The organism is Nocardiopsis sp. NPDC055824 (genome assembly GCF_053616335.1).
Window position 1 is genome coordinate 1 of sequence record NZ_JBSHDN010000169.1, and the last position, 14318, is coordinate 14318.

The window sequence follows — 14318 nt, forward strand, 5'->3', positions numbered from 1 at the left end:
CGCGGCGGGTCCATGTGCCGGGGCACCCCGGTCCCCCGCCGCCCCCTGTTCGCGCGGTCCCCCCCGGCCCCCGGGGCCCCCCCCCGCGCGGCGGCGCGCCCCCTCCCCGAGTTCGGGGAGGGGCCGCCCGGGGTGGGCCGGGCCCTGCCGGCCGCGGTCGGCGGCGGAGGGCCGGCGGGTCACCCGTCGGAGGGGAAGAGGCCGGGGTCGCCCACGTCCAGCAGCGGTTCGTGGATCCCGTCGCCGGAGGTGTCGGTCCAGTCGTGGTTGCCCGCGCCGACGAGGGCGTCGTACAGCGCCAGCACCCCGGCCCGGTCGGTCGGCTTGGCCGGGCCCGCGGCCAGCAGTGCCAGGCCGCCCGCGGCGTGGGGCGAGGCCATCGAGGTACCGCTCATGGACCCGTAGCCGCCACCGGGCAGGGTGGAGGTGATGCAGGAGCCGGGCGCGGCGATCTCCACGACCGAGCCGTAGTTGGAGAAGTAGGACAGGGTGTCGTCGTCGTCACCGGTGCAGCGGAGCGTGCCGCCGGTACCCCCGGGTGCTCCGTCGGAGTCGGCCATGGAGGAGACCGTCAGGACGTCGGGGTGGTTGGCCGGGAAGAAGTTCGCGGCGTTGGTGGCGCTGTTGCCCGCGGCGACGGCGAAGGCGACGCCGGCGTCGACCGACCCGGCGATGGCCCTGCTGAGGGCCTGGTTGGTGCACCCCTGACAGCCCAGGCTCATGTTGGCCACGGCGACCTGGTCGGCGTTGGCGGCGACGTAGTCCACGCCCGCCGTGATCCCGGCGAGGGAGCCGCTGCCGCCGGAGTTCAGGACCTGCACGCTCCAGACGGCGGCGCCGGGCGCCACGCCCACCACGCCCTCGTCGTTGTCGACGGCGGCGGTGGTGCCCGCGACGTGGGTGCCGTGGCCGTTCCCGTCGGTGCCGGTGACAGGGACGCAGGTCCCGCTCGTGCAGTTCACGGCGTCCACGACGTTCAGGTCGGGGTGGCCCGCGTCCACACCCGTGTCCAGGACGGCCACTGACACGTCGGGCACGTAGTCGGCCTGGCCGTTGATGGCCAGGCCGGGGTTGTCCGGGGCGAAGGTGCGGGCCACCCCGTCCGGGACGTCCTGCGCGAAGGTGTGCATGACCTGGTCCTCCTGGACGAAGGCCACGTCGGGGTCCTGGAGCAGGGCGGCGGCGTCGGCGGCGGTCATGTCGGCCGCGTAGCCGGTGAGCGCGTGCTCGTAGACGCTGCTGGGGTCGTCTCCGTGGCGGTCGGCCACGTCGTCCGGGGAGGCGTCCTCGTCCAGGACGACGATGTAGGTGCGTTCCGCCGTGTCCGTCGTGTCGGTGGCGTCGGCGGCGAGGGCGGGGCTTGCGAGCACGGCCGGCAACAGGGCTGCGGCCGCGAGGACCGCACCGAACTTGCGCATGGTGGGAGGAACCCTTCGGGGAGGGGGCGGGGGATGCGGAGGGTGGCCACCCTGCTTCCATCATGCGCGGCGACCCGGGCGCGGACAATACGTGGTCACTACGTAACTTCCCGGAGCGGGCGGGGCTACGTAGGGCGTTTCCGCGGACACTGACGGACACCGGCGCGGTGGTTCGCGCCGAACCTCGGATACCGGTCGTGCCGGAGGCAATACGTGTCGTGACCGGTTTCGGGAGCGGCCCCGCTCCCACCGCCACCAGGGGCAACGGCGGTGACAGTGGAAGCGGGTCTCCTCACGACCGATCGCAGGCGGCACACCGCCCACAGTTCCGGACAGCGGCTACGCGGGCCCGCCCGGAGGGAACGGGATGGCGGTCAGGACGGGGAACAGCGCGGACTCCTCGTAGTCCAGGTGCGCCTCCAGTTCCCGCGTCATCCGGTCCAGCTCACGGCGGAAGGCCTCCGGATCGGCGGTCGCCAGGTCGCCGATGAGCGCCTCCAGCTCTCCGCGGATGCGGTCCACGGTGCGGTGTTCCTCCGACAGCCTCCGCAGCGCCTCCTCCAGGCGCGGCTCCGCCTCCGCGAGGCGGGGGAACATCGACTCCTCCCCCGTGTGGTGGTAATGCAGGGACTCGCAGAACGCCAGGCAGTGCTGCCGCAGCTGGAGGTTGAGCCCGAGCACCGGCTCCCCGCCCCCCTCCTGCCCCGCCCGGGCCGCGCGTTCCGCGAGGAAGGCGTCGGCCTCCTCCCGGACGTGCCGGAGCTGGGCGCGCAGCCAGGTGTGGATCTCCACCAACTTCTCGGCGAGGTTGGCGGCCTCGGACGGGGCCGCGAGGCGGTCCCGCTCCAGTGCCACCACCGGCAGGACCCTGGCGGTCCCGGCCTGGTAGTCGCCGTATCCGGGGACCAGGCGCACGACCTCGGCGAACCACCGGTCCCGTTCCGCGCCCTCGGCGGGAACGGCGACGGCGGTGAACTCCTCGGTGCCCAGCTCCACGGTGACCATGGGGTGGGCGAGGACGTTGTGGTACCAGGCGGGGTGGCGGTCGGAGCCGCCTGCCGAGCCGATGACCAGCAGTTTCCCCTCCACTCGGACGAATCCGAGCGGGGTGGTGTGCTCGCGGCCCGATCTGGCGCCAGTGGTGGTGAGGAGCAGCAGGTCTCCGCCCTCGAACATGCCGCCCACGCGGCCGCCGTTGGCGCGGAACTCCTCCACGACCGGGATGTTGAAGTCGCTGACGTGCGGTGCGGTCGGTGCGTACGAATCTGGCACAGGTCTCCTTCGGGGTGTGGGGTGGGCGACCGTCCCCGAGGAACCCGCACACGACCGGCGGCGCGCACGGCGGACCGCGCGGCGGAGCACGCCGGCGGGCCGCCCCTGCGCGCGGGCGCACGGAAGGGTCGGGTGGGGTGACAGGTGTCCCGGAGGCGACCGGGTGTCGTGGATCTCGGGGAGGTCGCGGTGGATCGACGCGTTCGGGCGTGGCTCAGGCCGACGCCGCGCGGACTCCTAGGCGCGATGCATGGTGGGTGCGCTCACGGTGCTCTCCTCGACGATCAAGGTGCCTCCATGCCCACCGACCGGCCCACTGCTCATGGTCGGGGCACGCGACACGCCGGTGAGCCTACCCCAGGGGGTAGGGCCGGGTCCACCGGAAGAGGTGTGCCTGCCGTATGGGGCCGGGCCTCCCCGGTCCGTAGCTTCGTGGGCACACGGATCGAGACGGAGGCGGACCACAGTGAGCCAGGACCCGGGTGCGGCCGGAGCGCCGCCCACAGACCCCGTGCCGACCCCGGCGCGATCCCTCGCGCCGGACCTGGCACGGGGTTTCATGCTGCTGTTCATCGCCCTGGTGAACGCCCAGTTCTTCCTGGTCGGACCGGACCCGGTGCGGTCGTTCGGCGACCAGGCGGTGGCGGTCGTCCAGCTCACCCTGGTGAACACCCGCGCCATACCCCTGTTCGCGTTCCTGTTCGGATACGGGACGGTCCAGATCATGCGCAGGGTGCGCACCGGTGGGGGCGGGTGGATCCACGCCCGCCGCCTGCTGCGGCGGCGCGGCTGGGTGATGCTGGCGATCGGGGCGGCGCACGGCGCCCTGCTGCTGCCGGTGGACATCGTGGGCGCCTACGGACTGGCACTGCTGCTGTTCGTGGGTCTGACGCGAGCACGCGACGCCACGCTGCTGTGGACCGCGGGTCTGCTGGCAGCGGGGTCGGTCACCCTGAACACGACGTTGACCGTGCTGCTGGCAGGTGCGGGTGGGGAGACCTCGATCGCCGCGCCGTCGCTGACCGAGGGGGACTTCTGGACCGCATCGGCCGAGCGGGTCCAGGAGTGGCTGCTGCACACGCCGTACACGATGCTGACCGTCGCCATGCCGATGATCGCCCTGGGCATCTGGGCGGCGCACCGCCGGATCCTGGAGGAACCGGCCGCGCACCGTACGCTGCTGGTCCGCGCGGCCGTGCTCGGACTCGGTGTGGCCGCCGCCGCAGGGCTGCCGAACGCGCTGGTGTACGCGGAACTCATGCCGGCCGGATCCGCGTGGACGGAAGCCCTCCTGGGGCTCCTGCACGACGACACCAGCTGGTTCGGCGGTCTGGGCTGGGCCGCCCTGTTCGCCCTCCTCGCGGCCCGCTGGGAAGGACGGCGCGGGGCCACCGGGTCCGACGTTCCGTACGGCCCGGTGGTGAGGGCCGTGGCCGCGGTCGGTCAGCGGTCGCTGACCTGCTATCTGGCGCAGTCGGTGGTGTTCACGCTGGTGTTCGCGCCCTACGGCGCGGGGCTGGGGACGTCCCTCGGCTTCGCCGGTGCCGCGTCGGTCGCGGTCGCCACCTGGCTCGCCACCGTGGTCCTGGCGGAGGCGTTGCGCAGGTCGGGGCGCCGGGGCCCCGCCGAGGCGGTGCTGCGCCGTCTGACCTACGCGGGGAGCGCCCACACCCCCTCCCCCTCCTCCTGAGGAGGCGGGCCGGGGCGCGGCGGCCTCACCGGTCAGTGGGCGATCGGCGAGGGGGCCTCGGCCCCCGGGGGCAGCACCTCGGCGGGGTCGGGGACGCGCAGGTCCGGTCTGCCGTTCAGCTCCACGAACGTGTACTGCGTGTACCACCGCTCCACCGGGACGGCGGGGGCCATGAGCGACGGCGGCACCTCCTGTGAGACGGGGCGCCCGTTGAGGACGGGGCCGCCGTCCGCGGCGCCCTCCGTGGCGAAGGACAGCGGGACGCCGTCCTCCGTGGCGACGAGCGTGAACCGTGTCGCCTCCCGCGCGTCCGCGTCGGAGGTACGGAAGTCCCCCTCCACCCGGACGGCGGGCACCTCCTCGGGCACACCGCCCGCGAGGTGCCCGTAGGCGTCCTCCGCGGGCGCGGGCGCCCTGAAGACCGTCTCGGCCTCTCCGGTGACCGTGCCGGCCTCCGCCGCGCGGACGAGCGGCCCGACCACCCCCTCCGGGCTGAACGTGGCGGCCGGCGCGGACCCGACCCGGTACCAGGTGGGGGCGCCGTCCCAGGCGGTGCCCTCCCCGCGCAGCAGCTCCCCGCCCACCACCATCAGGTCGCTGGTGCGCGACCCGCTGACGGTGCTGCTCCAGCGGAGCGCGTCCGGGGACCCGGACCGGCGCAGTACCCGGTCGAACAGGGTCGGGACGGTACCGGTGTCGGCGGGAAGGGGCTGGCCGAAACCCTCGCCGTTCCCCGCGTGCGTGAGCACGGTGAGCTCGAAGGACTCCGCGGCCAGGAACGTGTCCAGCGACGCCGCCACCAGGTCCGCCCCGGAGAGCCGCGCGGACCCCTCCGGCTCCACCCCGGCGCCGCCCCCGCCTTCCGGCGCGGCGGTGTCCGCCCCCTCGGCCAGGGTGTCCAGGAACAGGTACCCGCCGCCGAGCGCCGCACCGGCGAACACTCCCGCGGCGACCGCGAGGGCGAGGAGCCCGCCCGGCCGCCCCCGGCGCAGGAGGGTGCCGGCGGTGCGCCCGGCGCCTGCGTCCCGCGTGCCCTCCCGGGCCGGGCCGGCGGGACCGCGGTGCGGCCGGACCGCCCCCGGGCCCTGTTCCGCCAGGGCCCGGGCGGCGTCGGTCCACCGCCCGGGCCGGTGCCAGTCCGTGTCGACCGGCGGCCAGTGGGCGTGGACGAGGCCGCGCAGGCGGTCGGCCCACACCTCGCGGGTGGCGTCGTCCTCGACCCCCGCGAGCAGCAGGCACTCCAGGTACGCCTCCTCCGACGAGGGCCGTCGCCCGGGGTCCGGCGACAGGGCGCGGCTCAGCAGGTCGCGCAGCCCCTCGGGGACAGCGGACAGGTCGACGGACCCCTCGCGGGCGCGGCGGGCGGCCTCTGTGAGGGGCTCGCCCCCTCCGGAGGGGGGTCGGCCGGTCGCGGCGAACGCCACCAGGCACGCCCACGAGAACATGTCCGAGGCGGGGTCGGGACGGGCGCCCGCGCAGCGCTCCGGGGCGAGCCACCCGGGGCCGCCCCCGGGCGCCGGCGCCTCGCCGTCGTCCGACAGGCGCGCGATCCCGTGGTCGATCAACCGCGGGCCGCCGGGGGCGACGACGACGTTGGCGGGCCTGACGTCACCGTGGGGCACGCCCGCCGCGTGGACCGACGCGAGAGCCTCCGCGGTCCCCGCCGCAAGGACGAGGAGCGCGCCTCCGGGCAGCGGGCCGCTGTCCTCCACGTGGCGGGCGAGGCCGGTCCCGGGCACGTAGGGGGTCGCCGACCACGGTCGGGAGCCCAGGTTCCCGCTGTCCGCGACCCTCACGCAGCACACGCCGCGTTTCCCCCGGACCACCGCGGCGGCGCTCCGCGCCCCTGCGGCCGGGGCCCGCGGGTGGACGAGCTTGAGCGCGACGGGCTCCCCGTCCGGTGACACGGCCGCGTGGACGGTGCCCGTGCCGTCGCGGCCGAGGCGGCCGATCAACCGGTGGCCGCCGACCGTCTCCGGGTCGTCGCCGGCGAGGGGTCGGACGTGCGGTGGGAGGGGAGTAGACGGGGTGGGTGCCATGGGGGGAACGCTTTCGACTCTCCTGGGCCGTCGGCGCGGTGTCCGACCCGTCCAGCTACGACCCATGGGTACGGGAATCTCCTGGATACAGAGCGTACATTCCCGAACGCACCCGGGAACCTCCCCGGTCTCCTCCCACGGCCCGGGGAACGGAGAGCACGGGCCACCGCGCCGGGCCCACGGCCCGGCAGCCCCCCAGGGGGACGGACACGGTGCGCCGCCCCGGCGGCGGGTAGCCGGACCTCGAACGGGACCGGCCCGCCGGAGGCGGAGGAGCACGGAGGGCCCCATTGCAGCCGGGCGCAACCCCTGACAGGGGCCTCCGCCGTCGCCTACTGTGTGAACGCGGCGCCCGGCCACGGCTTCCGTCCGGCCGTGACTGGGCGCTGACCTGCTCTCATGTGGCCGCTGGGACCGATGAACCCTCGGTTGCCCCGTGCTTCTCCGGGGACGCGGGTTCCTCCGACTCCCTGGCGAGAGCGGTGTCCCGGCACTCCAGCACCGACTCCAGCAGCCCCGGGAAGCGCCCCTCCAGCTCCGCGTCGCGCAGGGAGATGAAGCACCGCGTGCCCTCGGTGCGGTTCTGCACCAGGCCGGCGTTGCGCAGGATCTTCAGGTGGTGGCTCAGCGTGGACTGGGCGATGGGGAGGTCGATGTCCTTCCACGCCCGCTCACCCTCCATCGCCGCGAGCATCCGCACGATCCGCAACCGGGTCGGCTCGGCCAGCGCGGAGAGCACCGTCACCAGCTCCACGTCGTTGAGGGCGGGGTGCTCCTGCTCCCTGGGAGCCAAGGCGGTCCTCCTCGTACGGGGCCTGGCCGACGGCCAGACGGGATTTGGCTCATGGACAGTCGCGAGTGTACCTTCGTAATTCGATGTTCGTCGAACATCGAACGCGCAGACAGGCTGGGGTCACCGACCCTCCCGCCCCGGCCCTGCCGCAGGAACCGCTACGCAGCAGGGGAAGAGGGCAACCATGTCCACCATCGCGCTGTCCGTGCTCGACCACGCCAGCATCGCCGAGGGGTCCACCCCCGGCCAGGCGCTCCGCTCCGCCCGGGAACTCGCCCAGCACGCGGAACGCGCGGGCTACACCCGCTTCTGGCTCTCCGAACACCACAACATGCAGGCCATCGCCAGCGCCGCCACGTCGGTCTCGCTGGGGTTCATCGCCGAGGGCACGACGAGCATCAGGGTCGGCGCCGGCGGCATCATGCTCCCGAACCACTCGCCGCTCGTCATCGCCGAGCAGTTCGGCACCCTGGAGTCGCTCTACCCGGGACGCGTCGACCTCGGCCTGGGCCGCGCGCCCGGCACCGACCCGCGCACGATGGCGGCGCTGCGCCGCGACCACAGCGCCTCCTCGACGTTCCCCAGCGACGTCCAGGAGCTCCAGGCGTTCTTCGAGCCCGCCGAACCCGGCCAGCCGGTCCGCGCCGTTCCCGGCGAGGGGCTCCGTGTCCCCCTGTGGATCCTCGGCTCCAGCCTCTTCGGCGCCCAGCTCGGCGCCCAGCTCGGCCTGCCGTACGCGTTCGCCTCGCACTTCGCCCCCGACGCCCTGTACGAGGCGCTCAAGGCCTACCGTGCGGGTTTCCGGCCCTCCGCCCAACTGGAGAAGCCCTACGTCATGGCCGGGGTGAACGCCTTCGTCGCCGACACCGACGAGGAGGCCCGCCGGCTGTTCACCACCATGCAGCAGGCGTTCCTCGGCACCCTGCGCGGCGCCCGCGGGCGCCTGCGCCCGCCGGTCGAGAGCCTCGACACGGCATGGCGTCCCGGCGAGAAGGAACGACTGGACCACATGCTTCGTTACTCGTTCGTGGGCTCCCCCGAAACCGTCCGTGAGAAGCTCGAACTGTTCGTCGCTGACACGGGTGTGGACGAGCTGATGGTGTCGTCGATGATCTACGACCAGTCGGCCCGCCTGCGCTCGTTCGAGCTGCTCGCGGAGGTGGCCGAACTCCGGCGTCCGGAACAGGGCTGACCCACACCCGACCCGGGAACCGGTCAAGGGTGGCGGCGCCGAACTGTAGGCAGGCAGTGGCGCCGTCTTCCCGGTGAGGGCGGGCCGGGCAGGGCTCCAGCGGAGCCCGGCCCGGCCACGGTCCCCCTGTACATCGGCCCGGAACCCGCCGCCGGTCCGCGGCCGGCGGGCTCAGTCGCCCCCGCCGCCACCCCCGCCGCCGTCTCCTCCGCCGCCGCCGGAGTCACCGCTGCCGCCTCCCCAGCCGCCACTGCCCCATCCGCCGCCGGATCCACCGCCTCCGGACCCGTCGAAACCGCCGTTCCAGCCGTCACCGCCTGAGCCGCCGCCGAAGGTGCTGTCGGAGCCGCCGCTCTCGGAGGTGCCGCCCTGGCAGAGGTCGGCGAACTCGCAGAGGCTGTCCTGGTCGATGACGCCACCGCCGCCGCCCGCGTCACCCCCGTCCCCCGACACAGCGTTGGCCGCGGTGAGGTCCGGGCTGAAGGCCGGCGATCCGTCCTCGGACACCGCCCTGCTGGAGCTCCGATCGCGGCCACCGGCCCGCAGCGCCCGGAAACCGGTGACCGCCGTGCGGCGAACCGCCTGGTCCCGGGTCATCTCGGCCGTGGTCAGGGCCGTGGTGTTCCCGTAGCGCTCCCGGGCCCGCGAGACGACCTCGTCGCCCGCCGCGGTGTTGGGAAGGACGGCCGGGCCGCCTGTCGCGGCCAGGACCGCCTGTGCGGCGACCAGGAGGGCCGAGGCCGCGAGGCCGCCCGCCAGGGCTGCCAGCCCCGGGTTCGTCGGCTCCAGCAGGAAGAACGTCCCCGCTCCCACCGCGGCGACCAGCAGCGAGAGGATCCTCCGCCCGCGGATGACCCTCGGGAGCCCCGCCCGCCGCTCCAGGATCGCGCGGACCTCCGGGGTGTCGACGATCAGCCCGGACCCGGCCAGGTCCCGTCTGATCTGCTCCACGCCGCGGCCCGTCACCACGCGGCGCACCATCTCCCGGGCGCTGACCCCGACGCGCTTCTTGAACGCCCTCACCAGGACGCGCCGTGTGGGGTCCTTCTCGTGCGCGTAGGGGACGCCGGGTCCCACGAGGGTGAAGAACCCCCTGGCGGCCTGGCTCCGGATGCGGTCGCCCAGGAACGCGTCCACGACCGCCGTCTCCCCCACCCGCACCGGTCCCCCGGCGAGGAAGGCCAGCTCGTTCGGGCTCAGCTCGTCGGGGTCGGGGGCCGGGACCGGTCCCGGGCTCCTGCGGAGAGCGGCCCGGAGATCGAGATGACCGCGAACGACCCGCAGAAGCGGGACGCCTCCGACCAGGAGGCCTGCGGCCGCCCCCAGAACCAGGAAGAGAATAGAACTGCCGTCCATCCCCGCCGCCTTTCCGCGTCGGTGTCGGGATCACGCTCCCTCCGGCCGTCCCGGCCGGAACGGCCCACCCATCCAACACCACGGCGATATCGCGGACGCGGGGTGGCCTGGCATTACACCCCCGGCCATGACATCCCGGCGAACCGCGTGCCATCATGGTCACTCGACGAGCACCGATCGTGACCTCCCTGGCAGCGCGGACGTGAACCACCGACTCCCCGGTTACCGGCATCCACCTGGGCCGACATCGAGCCCTGTGGAAAGTGTGTGGCCCCGTGCCCCGGAGGGCATCCTGAAGAAAGATGGCCACATCCGGCCAGGACGCGGGGCGGCACCCGAGCCCGTGTCGGATAGTGGTTCCCCAGGGTCACTCAGAACCCGCACGCACACCCCCGGTGGACCCCCGCCTCGGTTCACCGGCGCAGAGCCGCACCCCGGCGGCGCCCTCAGCCCTTCCCGCAAGGAGTCAGTTCCGTGAACAGTCCCAACAGGTTCTGGGTGACGCTCAGCACCTACCTGGCGCCCCCCTCCGAGAGGCAGGACGAGGGCGCGGGGATCGTCGAATACGCCGCCATCCTCATCCTCGTCGCGGCCATCGCCGTCGCCGTTTTCGCTCTCGGCCTCCCCCAAAGCATCAGCGATGGCATCGGGATGTCCGTGACGAGCATCCTCCAAGGGAACCCGTAGACCGGGTTTCTCCTCGCGAAACAACGAGCAAAGATCCCGTCGGTACACGAGTCAGAACAAAAGAGAAACGGGAAGAAGTTGAAAACGGATCCCCAGTCTTCCCAGAACGAGGGGCGCAACAGGAGGTTGGTACGGGGCTCACTGGCCGTGTCTGCAGCCCTTCTTCTCACCTCTGGTTGCGTGGTCGCCTCAGGCGAGGCCCCTGACACCGACGGAACTCAAACCTCTGCCCCGGAATCCGAAAGCGAACCATCCCAGGATCCCGGCAGCAGCCCAGAAATCATTGCAAGCAGCACAGCGACGTCCACGAACTTGGGCTCCGACCTCCAGGTGGACGTCTATGCTCTCGAGACCGTAGGGAACGGGTTACTCAGGCTACGCCTGGGCCTGACCAATAATTCCGGGGAAAATTTCCTTCTCTACAGCGGCCTGAGCGACCAGGAGAACCTTCATACAGCAAGCCAGATCACACTTCTCGATGCGGTCAACCAGACACGCCACCTCAGCTACGAACAGACCAGCGGGTCTTGCTTTTGCGCCTCAACAGACGGAAATGTTGCAACCGGGGAAACCTTGGATCTCTGGGTCGTATACCCCGAGCCCCCAAGCGACGTCGAAACCATGACAATAACAACGCCCATGACACCCCCCATCATGGACGTCCCTATCACCCAGTCTTCAGAAACTGTCGAAAATTCTGGACTCGAAGAACCTGAGATCATTCCCCTGACAATGATTTCAGATAACATCGAGGACCAGACGGGTCGCACCGAAAATAACGACGAAGTAAGCATCATCCTCGCCTCTGACGTGCTGTTCGAAACAAACAGTGCAAATCTCGGTCCAGATTCGCAAGAAATTCTGGCACAGGTGGCAACAGAGATAGATGACGCAAGCGCGGGCGTTGTGAACATCGATGGCTACGCCGATAACACCGGAAACGACTCAGTCAACCTTCCCTTGTCAAGCGAACGTGCAGAAGCAGTAGAAGGAACCCTCCAAGAACTGGTCTCAAGAGAGGGGGTAACCTTCGAAGTGGAGGGACACGGTTCTGCGGACCCGATAGCCGACAATGAAACAGAAGAGGGTCGCGAACGCAACCGTCGAGTCACCGTCACATTCGCGAAGTAGGGGTCGACATGATCAAACTTTCCAGCCGCCCTGGCCTCGTCGTGTTAGCCGTGGCCACTTTTTTCGCCACTGCGACAGGAGTCAGTTCGGCATCTGCCACCCCCCTGGCCTCCGACCTCGAAAGCCTTGGGAGCGCCCCAGGGAACAGCGACCAGTCAGACGGCCTGACCGCCACTGTCCACCAGGCAGAACGTGACGAGACAGGAGCATTCCTCTCGGTTACATGGAGTATCGAAAACTCCGGGAGTAATGCGCGAGGAATCGTCTGGCTGAGGGACCGAGCATACAGCTATTCAGGGCCGAACTATGCTGGCGTAACCGCCGTGAGTGGTGATTCGGGCACCAGATTCCATCCCATCATGGATGGGAACGGCGAATGCCTTTGCTCTGGCCCCACGTCAAACAATATCGCACAGCAGGTCGAACCCGGCTCCCAGGTCGCATACTGGTCCATGTTCTCAGTGCCGAGTGACATTGATTCGATAAACATCGAAATACCGAATTTCGAGCCCATCGAGGATGTTCCGATTTCCTGACCCCTGTTCCGTTCCCTTTCCGGACACCCGTAGGAGACGGCGTTGCCCACCCCCCACCGCCCCGCCCCCGGAGGCAGCCGACGGCCCTCCCCCAGCGGACCGCCCGGACGCTCGGGCGCACGCCACGGGCCGCCTCGTGTGCGGGCCCGGATCGAACGCGCCTCCCGCTGGTTCCGTCCGGCACGAAGATCCGGACAGGACGGGGGCGCGGCTCTCGTCGAGCTCGCGGCGGTCACCGTACTGGCCGCGGCGATCATGGTCTCGGTGTACCAGCTCGAACTGAGCCAGACCTTCAACAGCGGGGTCCGGCAGATGGTCTGTCTGGTCGAGGGGCCCGACTGCGGCGACGAGACGTGGGTCGACGCCGACCGTCCGGAGGAACCCGAGCAGTACGAGTGGAGCGGCGACGACCCCACCTCCACCGAGAACCAGAGCCTCGCCATGCGCATGTCCGCTGACGCCGGGTGGACCGACGGCGAATGGCAGTGCCTGAGCAACCTGTGGGGCACCATCTCCAGCTGGGACCACACCGTCGTCGACACCGAGACGGGCAACAGCGGCATCGCCGGGTTCAACCCGGCCAGGCACGGCTCGATGCCCGCCGGTTACATGGAGAGCCCGTCGGCGCAGATCTCCTGGGGGATCGGCTACATCGCTGCCGCCTACGACTCGCCCTGCGGCGCCTTCGCGCAGTGGGAGGGTTCCGGCACCTACTGAACCCGCCCTCGGCGCGTGTCCGCCGAGACCAGCGCCCCGTGCGCCGCCCCCGCCCTGCGGGGGACGGCGCCTTTCTCATTCCCCGGACGACCCCTGGTGTGCGCAAAAGCCGCACATTGACCGGCAAACCTTCAGGCAGTAATCCGACATAAAGTACTTTCTACTTGGACAGGACCCATAGCCTGAGCGTTCATTCCCCACGCCTTTCCCTGCCGGGGGGCTCGGATCGGCGTGGTCGACGGGGGTCGGCGCCTTCCCGCGCGAGAGAACGCCGAGCGGCGCCGGGAACACGGGGGGCCAGTGAAGATCGCCTATCTGATCAACGACATGTACGGCATCGGCGGCACCGTCCGTACCGTCGCCAACCAGGCGGCGGCGCTGTCGGCACGGCACGAGGTCGAGATCGTCTCGGTGTTCCGGCACCGCGCCGAGCCCGCCCTGCCCGTGCCGTCCGGGGTGCGCCTGCGGCCCCTCGTCGACGTGCGCAAGGACAGGCGGGGCCCCGGCGCCGGGGCGGAGGGGCGCCCCCTGTACGAGGGGTCCGAGCGGGCCGGGCTCCCGCCTGAGCTGTTCCCGCAGGAGGACACCCGGGGGTCCACGCACAGCCGGCTCACGGACGACCGGTTGGAGGAGTACCTGGCCACCACGGACGCCGACGTGGTCGTGGGAACCCGGCCCGGTCTGAACGTCGTGATCGCCCGCGCCGCCCCGAGCCGGGTGGTGAAGGTGGGCCAGGAGCACCTGACCTACGACCAGCACTCCGAACCGCTGCGCCGGGTGATGGAGGCCGAGTACCCCCGCCTGGACGCGTTCGTGACGGTGACCGAGGCCGACGCGCGCACCTACGCGGAGCGCATGCCGATGCCGGGGGTCCGGGTGCTGTCCATCCCGAACTCGGTGCCCGCCCCGCCGTTCACCGCCAACGGCCACAACACGCGGACGATCGTGGCCGCCGGGCGGCTGGCGCCCAGCAAGCGGCACGACCTGTTGGTGGAGGCTTTCTCCATGGTCGGCGACGAGTTCCCCGAATGGACACTGCGCATCTACGGGCGCGGCGACAAGCGTGCGTCGCTGGTCCGGCTGGTGCGTTCGCTGGGCCTCCAGGACCGCGTGTGGCTCATGGGGCCGCACCCGCGGGTGGAGGAAGCCTGGGCCCAGGGTGCGTTCGCCGCGGTCACCTCCAGCGAGGAGCCGTTCGGGATGACCATCGTGGAGGCCATGCGGTCGGGGCTGCCCGTGGTGAGTACCGACTGCCCGCACGGGCCGGCGTCGATCATCCGCGACCGCGAGGACGGGCTGCTGGTGCCCAACCGGTCGGCCCAGGGCATCGCCGAGGGGTTGTCCACACTGATGGCCGACGACGGCCTCCGCCGCCGGATGTCCGCGGCGGCCCTCCTGGGTTCCGAGCGGTTCGACCCGGCCAACGTCGTGCGCCTGCACGAGGAGCTGTTCTCCGAGTTGGCCGGGCGGGCGCCGCGGGCGCCGGC

Annotated in this window: 12 protein-coding genes; 7 read left to right on the forward strand and 5 right to left on the reverse strand. The window is 71.7% G+C overall.

What is annotated here, in order from left to right:
- Positions 1-179: 179 nt before the first annotated feature.
- Complete coding sequence (locus ACWGL3_RS25085; RefSeq protein ID WP_267946136.1) at positions 180-1418, reverse strand: S8 family serine peptidase; 1239 nt, start codon at positions 1416-1418, stop codon at positions 180-182.
- Positions 1419-1757: 339 nt separating this feature from the next.
- Complete coding sequence (locus tag ACWGL3_RS25090; protein WP_452461858.1) at positions 1758-2690, reverse strand: nitroreductase/quinone reductase family protein; 933 nt, start codon at positions 2688-2690, stop codon at positions 1758-1760.
- Between the two features lie 466 nt (positions 2691-3156).
- Here ACWGL3_RS25090 and ACWGL3_RS25095 point away from each other — a divergent pair, with 466 nt between their 5' ends.
- Positions 3157-4380: a DUF418 domain-containing protein gene (locus ACWGL3_RS25095; protein WP_267946138.1), complete on the forward strand. Its 1224-nt coding sequence runs from the start codon at positions 3157-3159 to the stop codon at positions 4378-4380.
- Between the two features lie 32 nt (positions 4381-4412).
- On the opposite strand, the gene ACWGL3_RS25100 is transcribed toward ACWGL3_RS25095, so the two are convergent.
- Both ACWGL3_RS25100 and ACWGL3_RS25105 read right to left on the reverse strand, forming a co-directional pair.
- Positions 4413-6419: a protein kinase domain-containing protein gene (locus tag ACWGL3_RS25100; protein WP_452461859.1), complete on the reverse strand. Its 2007-nt coding sequence runs from the start codon at positions 6417-6419 to the stop codon at positions 4413-4415.
- Between the two features lie 397 nt (positions 6420-6816).
- Positions 6817-7212 carry an ArsR/SmtB family transcription factor gene (locus ACWGL3_RS25105; protein WP_267946140.1) on the reverse strand — a complete coding sequence of 132 codons (396 nt, stop codon included), beginning with the start codon at positions 7210-7212 and terminating at the stop codon, positions 6817-6819.
- 184 nt (positions 7213-7396) lie between these two features.
- Here ACWGL3_RS25105 and ACWGL3_RS25110 point away from each other — a divergent pair, with 184 nt between their 5' ends.
- Positions 7397-8404 carry an LLM class flavin-dependent oxidoreductase gene (locus ACWGL3_RS25110; RefSeq protein WP_267946141.1) on the forward strand — a complete coding sequence of 336 codons (1008 nt, stop codon included), beginning with the start codon at positions 7397-7399 and terminating at the stop codon, positions 8402-8404.
- A gap of 171 nt (positions 8405-8575) precedes the next feature.
- On the opposite strand, the gene ACWGL3_RS25115 is transcribed toward ACWGL3_RS25110, so the two are convergent.
- Positions 8576-9760 carry a TIGR04222 domain-containing membrane protein gene (locus tag ACWGL3_RS25115; RefSeq protein WP_452461860.1) on the reverse strand — a complete coding sequence of 395 codons (1185 nt, stop codon included), beginning with the start codon at positions 9758-9760 and terminating at the stop codon, positions 8576-8578.
- A 474-nt stretch (positions 9761-10234) separates the two neighbouring features.
- Between ACWGL3_RS25115 and ACWGL3_RS25120 the strand changes: the two genes are divergently transcribed.
- The 5 genes from ACWGL3_RS25120 to ACWGL3_RS25140 form a co-directional block, all read left to right on the forward strand.
- Complete coding sequence (locus ACWGL3_RS25120; protein ID WP_267946143.1) at positions 10235-10447, forward strand: hypothetical protein; 213 nt, start codon at positions 10235-10237, stop codon at positions 10445-10447.
- Positions 10448-10777: 330 nt separating this feature from the next.
- Complete coding sequence (locus ACWGL3_RS25125; protein ID WP_267946144.1) at positions 10778-11578, forward strand: OmpA family protein; 801 nt, start codon at positions 10778-10780, stop codon at positions 11576-11578.
- 8 nt (positions 11579-11586) lie between these two features.
- Positions 11587-12114 (forward strand): hypothetical protein, encoded by a 528-nt coding sequence (locus tag ACWGL3_RS25130; RefSeq protein WP_352982798.1) that lies wholly within the window; start codon positions 11587-11589, stop codon positions 12112-12114.
- Positions 12115-12156: 42 nt separating this feature from the next.
- Positions 12157-12831 carry an aggregation-promoting factor C-terminal-like domain-containing protein gene (locus ACWGL3_RS25135; protein WP_267946146.1) on the forward strand — a complete coding sequence of 225 codons (675 nt, stop codon included), beginning with the start codon at positions 12157-12159 and terminating at the stop codon, positions 12829-12831.
- A gap of 300 nt (positions 12832-13131) precedes the next feature.
- Positions 13132-14318: glycosyltransferase family 4 protein (locus ACWGL3_RS25140; protein WP_452461861.1), on the forward strand; the 1187-nt coding region annotated here is incomplete at its 3' end.

What these genes read in the sequence shown, in the direction of transcription:
- ACWGL3_RS25085 (WP_267946136.1), bottom strand. Translation starts at nt 1,418, where the DNA reads ATGCGCAAGTTCGGTGCGGTCCTCGCGGCCGCAGCCCTGTTGCCGGCC.
- ACWGL3_RS25100 (WP_452461859.1), bottom strand. Translation starts at nt 6,419, where the DNA reads ATGGCACCCACCCCGTCTACTCCCCTCCCACCGCACGTCCGACCCCTC.
- ACWGL3_RS25110 (WP_267946141.1), top strand. Translation starts at nt 7,397, where the DNA reads ATGTCCACCATCGCGCTGTCCGTGCTCGACCACGCCAGCATCGCCGAG.
- ACWGL3_RS25115 (WP_452461860.1), bottom strand. Translation starts at nt 9,760, where the DNA reads ATGGACGGCAGTTCTATTCTCTTCCTGGTTCTGGGGGCGGCCGCAGGC.
- ACWGL3_RS25130 (WP_352982798.1), top strand. Translation starts at nt 11,587, where the DNA reads ATGATCAAACTTTCCAGCCGCCCTGGCCTCGTCGTGTTAGCCGTGGCC.